Annotated in this window: 8 protein-coding genes and 2 tRNA genes; all 10 read left to right on the top strand. The window is 38.1% G+C overall.

The features are described 5' to 3' along the window. The 10 genes from AC0N32_RS19155 to AC0N32_RS19200 all read left to right on the top strand — a co-directional run bounded on the left by AC0N32_RS19155 (position 1) and on the right by AC0N32_RS19200 (position 8,933). On the top strand, positions 1–726 hold the full coding sequence (locus AC0N32_RS19155; RefSeq protein ID WP_476395439.1) for an SDR family NAD(P)-dependent oxidoreductase: 726 nt from the start codon (positions 1–3) through the stop codon (positions 724–726). A gap of 104 nt (positions 727–830) precedes the next feature. Next, positions 831–1,418 (top strand): HAD family hydrolase, encoded by a 588-nt coding sequence (locus AC0N32_RS19160; protein ID WP_476395440.1) that lies wholly within the window; start codon positions 831–833, stop codon positions 1,416–1,418. Positions 1,419–1,524: 106 nt separating this feature from the next. Next, a complete protein-coding gene (locus AC0N32_RS19165; RefSeq protein WP_476395441.1) occupies positions 1,525–2,700 on the top strand; it encodes a cysteine desulfurase family protein in 1,176 nt (391 codons plus the stop codon). Between the two features lie 83 nt (positions 2,701–2,783). Then, positions 2,784–3,101, top strand: a complete 318-nt coding sequence (gene trxA, locus AC0N32_RS19170; protein ID WP_476395442.1) for a thioredoxin — start codon at positions 2,784–2,786, stop codon at positions 3,099–3,101. Positions 3,102–3,228: 127 nt separating this feature from the next. Next, positions 3,229–3,302: transfer RNA gene (locus AC0N32_RS19175), tRNA-Asp, on the top strand. A 34-nt stretch (positions 3,303–3,336) separates the two neighbouring features. Further along, positions 3,337–3,410, top strand: a tRNA-Asp gene (locus AC0N32_RS19180). An 874-nt stretch (positions 3,411–4,284) separates the two neighbouring features. After that, entirely contained in the window at positions 4,285–5,241 is a 957-nt protein-coding gene (locus AC0N32_RS19185; protein ID WP_476395443.1) for a contractile injection system protein, VgrG/Pvc8 family, read from the top strand. Beyond that, positions 5,181–6,191, top strand: a complete 1,011-nt coding sequence (locus tag AC0N32_RS19190) for a phage baseplate assembly protein V (RefSeq protein WP_476395444.1) — start codon at positions 5,181–5,183, stop codon at positions 6,189–6,191. The genes AC0N32_RS19185 and AC0N32_RS19190 overlap by 61 nt, the downstream gene beginning before the upstream one ends. A gap of 2 nt (positions 6,192–6,193) precedes the next feature. Then, on the top strand, positions 6,194–7,894 hold the full coding sequence (locus AC0N32_RS19195) for a phospholipase effector Tle1 domain-containing protein (RefSeq protein ID WP_476395445.1): 1,701 nt from the start codon (positions 6,194–6,196) through the stop codon (positions 7,892–7,894). 292 nt (positions 7,895–8,186) lie between these two features. After that, positions 8,187–8,933, top strand: coding sequence for a DUF2931 family protein (locus tag AC0N32_RS19200; RefSeq protein WP_476395446.1), 747 nt, complete (start codon positions 8,187–8,189; stop codon positions 8,931–8,933). Positions 8,934–9,344 lie beyond the last annotated feature (411 nt).

Consider the following 9,344-nt stretch of genomic DNA (forward strand, 5'->3'; position numbering starts at 1 on the left):
ATGATCGTTTTAGGAAGCACATCAGAAGTAGCACAGGCTTTTGTGGAAGAGGCCCTGAAGGAAGGGGAAAGGTTTGAGAAGATTTATCTCCTTACCTCAAATACAGAAACAACGGAAAGATTTGCACGGCATATCGATGTGAAATTTCTTCAGCAGGCGGAAGTTATCGAGCTCGACCTGATGAAAGATATTGATTATGGAAGGTTCGAGGATATTCATTCAGATCTTCTGTTTTGCGCGGTAGGATATTTAGGGCAGGATACGGAAGAAGGTCTGCATGACAATAAGAATACCGGCCGGATCATTGATATTAATTATGCAAAGCTGGTCCCGGTACTGAATTATTTCGCCCAGAAGTTCGAAAGCAGAAGGTCGGGTACGATCATCGGTCTTTCATCCGTAGCGGGAGACCGTGGAAGGCAGAGCAATTTCATATATGGAAGTGCAAAAGCTGCATTTACGGCTTATCTGAGTGGGCTTAGAAATTATCTTTCAAACAAAATGGTCCATGTACTTACGGTAAAGCCTGGGTTTATGGCTACGAAAATGACCGAGGGACTACCGCTAAATCCAAAGCTTACGGCAACGCCCGCTGTAGCAGCACAATATATTTTTAAAGCATATAAGAAAAGAAGAAATGTCATATATGTATTACCGGTGTGGGGAATTATCATGATGATCATCCGGAATATTCCTGAATTTATATTTAAAAAATTGAAGCTTTAAATTGTATCATATACTTTATACAGGCCATGTTTGTTAAGTGGAAATTAGTATAACCAAAATATCTTTGCGACATTTGCGTTAAGATACCTTAAAACAAAACTCCAATGAAGAAATTGTATTGCTTTGATTTTGATGGAACATTAACCTATAAAGATACTATGTTTATGTATCTCAGGTTTTATGATCCCGTAAAGTTCAGGTTACAATTTCTAAAGCATGTTCCGCTTTTCATTTTATTAAAATTGAAACTTGTAGAGACGGAAAAGGTAAAAAAAAGTTTTATAGCATCTATACTTAAAGGACAAACCAAGGAAAAAATAGAAAAAAAATCCAGACAGTTCTTTGAACGGTATTATCCTGAGATTATCCGGGAAAATGCATTGGATTTCATTAAGAATATTGACCATGAAAATACGAGGAGCCTTTTGGTGACGGCTTCCCTTGATATCTGGGCAAAACCATTTGCCGAAGCATTTCAAATGCAGCTTGTCGCTACAAAAGCAGAATTTAAAAATGAAGTATTCACGGGTAATTTTATTGGAAAAAACTGTAACGGAGAAGAAAAATTAATCCGCATAAAGGCTGAAATTATCAACGAGAAATACGATAAAACCATAGCTTTCGGAGATACTTCAGGAGACCGGCCAATGCTATCGTGGGCAAATGAAGGACATTACCAATTTTTTCACTAATTTTGGCTGTCGAAAATGAAGTAATATCACTGATGCTTAAGCCGAAGTTTTGCGATCTTGTTTTCGCGGTATTACTGTTTCCATAGAAATAAATCTTCAAAGTAAAATGAATAAAGTATACTTAGATAACGCTGCCACAACACCTCTTTCCGAGGAAGTTATCGAAGCCATGGTAGAAACCATGAAAATGAATTTCGGAAATCCGTCCTCTACCCACAGTTTCGGACAGGAAGCGAAAATTCTTATAGAAAATGTGAGGAGACAGGTTGCGGAATATCTACAGGTAACCCCGGCCGAAATCATTTTCACCTCATGCGGTACAGAATCCAACAATATGATCATCAAATCTGCTGTTGAACATCTGGGTGTACAGAGAATTATAAGCTCTCCTCTGGAACACAAGTGTGTTTCTGAGAGTATTCTCGATATGAAAAACAGAAAGGGGGTGGAAGTAAATTACATCCGTCCCAACGACAAAGGAGATATCGATCTTTCCAGACTGGAAGAACTTCTGAAAGCCTCAGATAAAAAGACATTGGTAAGTTTGATGCATGCGAACAACGAGATCGGAAATCTTACTGATATTAAAAAAGTGGCGGAACTTTGCAAGGCTCATCATGCCATTTTCCATTCGGACACCGTGCAGACAATGGCTCACATGAAACTGGATTTTTCTGAGATTCCTGTGGATTTTGCATCCTGCAGTGCACACAAATTCCATGGGCCTAAAGGGATTGGGTTTGCCTTTATCAGAAAATCAAGCGGCTTGAAAGGAATTATTACCGGTGGTCCTCAGGAAAGAAGCTTAAGAGCCGGTACAGAGAACGTAGCAGGAATTGTAGGTTTAGGCAAAGCATTGGAAATTTCTCTGAATAATCTTGAAGAATTTACCCATCATATGCAAAGTATTAAGGAGTATGCGGTAGAGGAACTTTCCAAAGCAGTTCCTGGAATTAAATTTAACGGAAGAAGCCAGGAGAAGGATGGCAGTTTATATACCGTACTTAGTGCTTTACTACCCTATAAAAATCCGTTGATCGGTCTCCAGCTGGATATGAAGGGAATTGCCATTTCACAGGGAAGCGCATGCTCTTCAGGTGCTTCAAAGCCTTCTATGGTGATGATGATGGTGCTGTCGGAGGAAGAAATGGAGCACTGTACCCCTTTGCGTATTTCTTTCAGTCATTTGACTTCAAAAGAAGATATTGATGCCTTAGCGAAGGCTTTAGAAGAAATTTCTACGGATTTTGTTATAGAAAATACAAATTTTGAGCATAGATAATAATATTGCTTAAATGGCGTAATTTTGGGTGTCTATTAACAGATCAATTAAGAGATAATATTAATTAAAATAAAAGAAACAAAATGGCTTTAGAAATTACAGACAGCTCATTTCAGGAAACGGTTTTAAAATCAGATAAACCAGTATTGGTAGACTTCTGGGCAGTATGGTGCGGACCATGTAGAACTTTGGGACCAATCATTGAAGAGGTGGCCACAGATTTTGAAGGAAAAGCAGTAGTAGGAAAAGTAGATGTAGACAACAACCAGGAAATTTCTATGCAGTATGGTATCAGAAATATCCCTACAGTTCTTATTTTCAAGAACGGTGAGGTTGTAGATAAACTGGTAGGTGTAACGCCGAAACACGTAATCGCTGAAAAATTAAGTGCACACTTATAAAAATAATAAGTTTGATAATGAAGGCCTTCCAGATAATGGAAGGTTTTTTTTGTAAAATAGTTTGCGTGTAATGAAAAAAGTTGTACTTTTGCCATCACAAAAAAGAAACAAGCTCTTTACAAAATTTGATCCGGTAGTTCAGTTGGTTAGAATGCCGCCCTGTCACGGCGGAGGTCGCGGGTTCGAGTCCCGTCCGGATCGCAAAAGTTTTTCAATTTACTTTTCAAACAAAATTGATCCGGTAGTTCAGCTGGTTAGAATGCCGCCCTGTCACGGCGGAGGTCGCGGGTTCGAGTCCCGTCCGGATCGCTTGAAAGAAAAGTCGCCAAAATGGGCGACTTTTTTCGTTTGTTACTATTTGATGACAAAACAACACCGCTTACAAATAGAGATGCATTACATCTTGCTGATCTTTTCAAGAATAGCAATTACGTCATCAAAATCCGAAATTTTTATGGAATCATGATTTCCATACATTTTCAGATTATCTTTCACTATACTTTTTGCCTAATCATTTATCCTGGTTCCCGGCCGTGTCATTTAACAATCAATTAAATTGCAGAATTTTCATTTTTAAGAATAATTTATTTGTAGTGTTTTATTGCTGTTATTATGTTTAATGTTTCTGATTATGTAAAAATAAGAATGAAATTTCTGCTTATTATTTTATAGATAATTTTTCATAATGTATTGATTTTCTATTGCTTATTTTCAAAAAATATTTGCCGAATTGAAAATTATTTTTACATTTGGTAACACCTATTTCCAGATAATAAAAGATTTAGGACATATTATATGTCATCGTGATATATTCCTTATGGTTTGATTTAAATTAATGATAAAAACACAGATTAAAATAGATTTACTGCTTGATATCGGTAATAGTTAAACTTTAATATGTTCTTGTACTGCGATTTTAACCCTTTATAGTATGATACGTATAATACACGCTTTAAGGTAAAGAGCGATCTTCTGACAAAAAATACACAGGATATTTCCTATTCAAAATACCAGTATTAAATTTTTATATTAATTTACTTTAAATGCACAGATAGGGATTAGATAATATTTATTTTATGTTTATTAATAAGTAAAAGTTTACACTGAGAAACTTAAAACACAAATTCTATTATAATCATTAACAATTTGAAAATGAGATTGCCTTTTTTTAAAATCACAGATAATGAAAGACGAAAATTTTAATTCCTCAACATTCGGCACATCCCGTGGCGCTGAAGACTGGCTAAAAGACAAAACCAATCCTTTGGTGTATTGCCTGCTGACTTTAGAGGGCCAAGAATTTTTACGGAAAAACAGCGATGCAGTAGAGCTTATTCAGAAAACCAATGTCCATGACCGTTTTACCATTGTGGTTCCGGATGATGCTTTAGACCGTTTTCACGGCTATGTCATGGAAAACTCCAAAAACCTTCTCGGCAAAGAAATAGGTATTTTTTATTGGCGTTTTGGAGAACTGCGGCATTACTTCAGGGGTATTGTCGGCAGGATCAGAAATAAAAAGGACGAGGGCGGCGGGTATGGAGATCTTTATATTACAGGATATGCCCCAAGTATTTTGCTGGAAAGCGGAAAAGACTGCCAAAGTTTCGAAGACAAAACCCTGGAACAGATTATAAAACAGGTAACCGAAGAATATCCCCCGGAAGCCAAGGTGGAAATATCTTATGCTTATCTTAACGAATATAACAGGAAGGTGCTTCCGTATACGGTGCAATACAGAGAATCCGATTATGGGTTTCTGCAGAGACTGGCAAGACGTCATGGCGGATTTTTCTATTACACAGGTGAAAAGCTCGTTTTTGGAAACAAGGTTCAGCCTCTTATAAAACTCGGCGAAAATGTAGATTTAATCGATATTGAACTTGAAATGCGGATGCAGGCTCAGGAATTTGTCTTCACAGGCTATGATGCTGTAAGCGGGTTGAAAATGGAAAAGCATAGCGGCAGTGAAAAGTCGGAATTCAAGGAAAGTCCGTTTCAGAGTATTGCAGTGATTGCATCGAGGAATATTTTCAGGAAAAAGCCTAAAATGCATTTCAACCACACGGGTATCGAAAAATGGTCGGAAGGTCATTTGAAAGAGGCTGTGCGTTTGGAAAAAGAAAGCGTGAGAACCTGATGCAGGTAAAAGGAAGAAGCAAAACGCCCGAACTGAAGATCGGAGGCAGGGTGAAACTTTCGGATATCAACGGCAAAGCAATGGAAACCTACCGGATCTTAGAAATCAGGCACGTCTATGAGCCTGGTGATTATTACAATGAGTTTGTAGGGATCCCGGATCTGTTCAATGCCGCCCCATACATCGATATTGATGCGGTACCGAAAGCCGAAGACCAGCCTGCAAGAGTAGTAGATAACAACGATCCGCTGGGAATAGGCCGAGTGCGGGTGCAATTTCCGTGGCAGGAAGATAAAGGAGAAAAAACGCCTTGGATACGTCTTATACAGCCACACAGCGGAGCCGGTAAAGGTTTTCATTTTATTCCTGAGATCGGAGAAGAAGTTCTGGTAAGCCACGAAAGCAGGAACGCCGAAAAGCCTTTTGTGATGGGAACGCATTATAACGGAAGCGAAACCAGTTCCTATCATACTTCAGGGAATGACAAGAAAGTTATTCATACCCGGAGCGGAACAAAGATTATTCTGAATGACGCGGAAGGTTCTGTTTTTATAGAAGATCCGAGTGGAAATACGTATCTGATGGATGGGCAGGGAAATATTAATGTGAGTGCGCCAGGGAATATGACATTTACGGCGGGGGAGAATCTTAATATCAGCGTTGGGCAAAACTTGACAACAAATGTGGGTATGAACTCCACAGAAACTGTAGGAATGAACAAAACCGTCGGGGTGGGAATGATGAAAATGATGTCTATTGGAACAGATTTTATCACCAATGTCGTAGGAAAGTTAACCCATTATGTAAAAGGAGATTTGGAAACTTTCGCTGAGAAGGAGCATAAATTAACTACTTTAAAAGGAGTGCAAGTTCAAAGCGAAGGCAAAATAGAACAGCATTCTAAGAAAGAGGTTCAAAATAACAGTGGAGAGAAGTCTAAAAACTATTAGCCATGAGTATAGAATATTTTGTAGAAGGTAAGGCAGTTATTCGAACTGGAAAAAACTATGTGGTAAAATCTAATGAAACAATTGCCAATAATGCTGCAATTTCAGTAGAACAAAAAGGAGCAAAAACCGGAGTAAGCTATAACAAACCCCAGGAAATTAACCCAAATGACAAGCCTGTAGAATCTATAAACGTAACGCTTAATCTATTTTTTGATGGTACACAAAACAACAAGACGAATACAGAAGCAGGGAAAGATTATAAAGAATCTAATCATAAAGATGATAGTTATACGAATGATTTTTCTAACGTGGCGAGGGGTTTTGATGCCACTGATCCTAATGCTGAAAATCAAATACGTGTGTATATAGAAGGTATAGGAACAGACGACTTAAAAAACGATGATGTTTTTCCGGATGTAGCTTTAGGAACGGGAGATCTTGGCGTTGTTGCTAAAGTAACCAAAGGATGTATCGAAGGCGCAAAAGCAATAGGTTCTAAATTTAAGGGAATACCAAAACAAATCGATCTTACGGTTAATGTTTTCGGATTTAGCCGTGGAGCTACCGCTGCCAGGCACTTTATATATGTGGCCACTTCTCCAGCAGAATTTTTCAGTTCGGGTTCCGGTTTTTTTGCATTAACACCGTATGATGCTCCTTCTCTTAAAAATGCAGTTTATATGAAAGAAAAAAATCCATTGGCAGATATTTATGGCTTTTTCGGAGCGTGTTTGGTAGGACAAACATTAAAAATCAGCTCCATACAATTTAAGTTTGCAGGGTTATATGATACGGTGGCAGCTTATGGTCTTAATCACAGAGGCGGTTGGGGAATCAATAGTGATACCAAGCAATTGGGTTTAGATGCTATAGGTTCCGGCAGAGTACACTTTGTACTGCAGCTGGCCGCCGATGACGAGTATCGGGATAACTTTGATCTTACCAATATCAATAGTGCAGGTTTATACGGATTAGAGCTTACTTTGCCCGGTGTACATTCGGATATTGGAGGTTCTTATGTGGATGGCGACAAGGAAATATCTGTATTGTTTTGTCAAAAGGGAGGAATCATTAATGATGTATTTTTCAATATAGATGAAGAATGCAGGAAATTTAAAGAAATTCTGATAAAAGAAGGTTGGTATAAAGACAAGGAACTTGTGATCCGTTCTTTTTATCAGAAAGATTTAGATTCCGATAAGCGTTGGAACAAAGATTCGACATCCTACAACGGAATTATTGGTACCCGGGTGCTTTCTAATGCTTATGACAAAATTGCGCTCAACCAGATGTTTCATTACTCACAAGATGAAAAAACAGGCGGGGTTAAGTATATAAATGAAAGAATTAATAAAAAGTATAGTATAAAAGGTGACCTATTAACCCGTATTTACAACCAACTCATCAATTATATGAATGCCTGTAATGATCTCCGAAACCAATATGTAGAGCAGTATATAAAAGGAGAAAAACCTTCGGTTGCAGAGTACCTCGAAGAAATAAAAAAAATATCGTATCTGGATTTTATAGAGGAACAAGACCTGAAAGACCTTCGCCATCGGTACCTGCACTGGTCGGTAAAAGCCAACCAAGTCGGATTGAATGCCAAATCTCAAAACAATGCACCCAAGAAAGAAGGAGCGTTAGAAGCTAAATACCGAAAAAGACATATACAAAAACGCTGCTCTATTTTTTGTTATTAACTAATTTGATACACTGCCAGGAAATGAATAAAACACCAGAATTTCATGTGGAAATATCACAGCCAAATAATAAATATCTAATAACCCCATTTATGATAAAATAAAAACCTTAGAGGGTAATCCTGCTGGTCTGCCTTATGGTAGTAGTTCTGGAGATTGGGGCCAATCTGGAAAGCGTTGGACGGAACAGCACGGTACACCCATAGGTGCAGATATAACTTATTATTCTCCCTATGAAAGCATATACTACCATCTAGATGTCGATTTTCCTTTAGAAAAGATAAAAGATTATATGGAACGGGCATATGCCAACGGTGAGGCACTCCCGGAATTTTATAAAGAACCGTTACAGAAATATAGAAGATCAGGCAGATACGAAGAATTTGCATATCCCATACGTCCTTACAATAGCTTTAGTGACTTGGTGTTTGGCTTTGCCCCCAAAGGTATGGTGGTGGTGTGGCTGCGTTTCGGAGCAGGAGTGCAGATCGAATTAGGGCGTTATCAAGCAGAAGTAATAACTAATAAGCAAGAAATTACAGGAATAAAAGAAAAATATCTTAAAACTTACCGTATTAGTTCAAATCGTTTTGAAGAAGAAAAAAAAGAATTGGCTATTCCGGACGCTTCCCCGCAAGAATGGGATAACTACAGGGCAAGGTATAATTACGCTGCTGTTTTTACTTCGGAAAACAGAGGGTTGAGGTTATTCAGAATGTGGATAGATTACTTCAACGGAGAGGAAGAATTATTTTATCGCCCGTGGATTGGTGAAGTCTCTTATGAAAAAAGAGTCATCCCCAAAGAATTGAATTTCACCTGGGAAACAGGCAAAGATCAACAGTATACGGGGTATGCATACTTTAATTGGGAAAAGGCCAATGACGTTTTTAAAAAAGTGGGTAATCAAGCCAGGCTGGAATTTAAGATAGCTTCTGATAACAGTTCTTTTGAAGTGTTATTAGATAATCATCCTGTACCAACGGATAGCATAAGGGTGTTTAAAACCAATGACAAGTTCAATGATTCTTACAAGTAATAGATGTGGAAAAAATGGATAAACTAAAAACGCTGCTCTATTTTTTGTTATTAACTAATTTGATACACTGCCAGGAAATGAATAAAACACCAGAATTTCATGTGGAAATATCACAGCCAAATAATAAATATCTAATAACCCCATTTATGATAAAATAAAAACCTTAGAGGGTAATCCTGCTGGTCTGCCTTATGGTAGTAGTTCTGGAGATTGGGGCCAATCTGGTTCGCGCTGGACGGAGCAGCACGGTACACCCATAGGTGCAGATATAACTTATTATTCTCCCTATGAAAGCATATACTACCATCTAGATGTCGATTTTCCTTTGGAAAAGATAAAAGATTATATGGAGCGGGCATATTCCCGCTGGGATGATCTGGACGGAGAAACTAAAGAATATAAAAGATTAGG

Source organism: Chryseobacterium endophyticum (genome assembly GCF_056333165.1).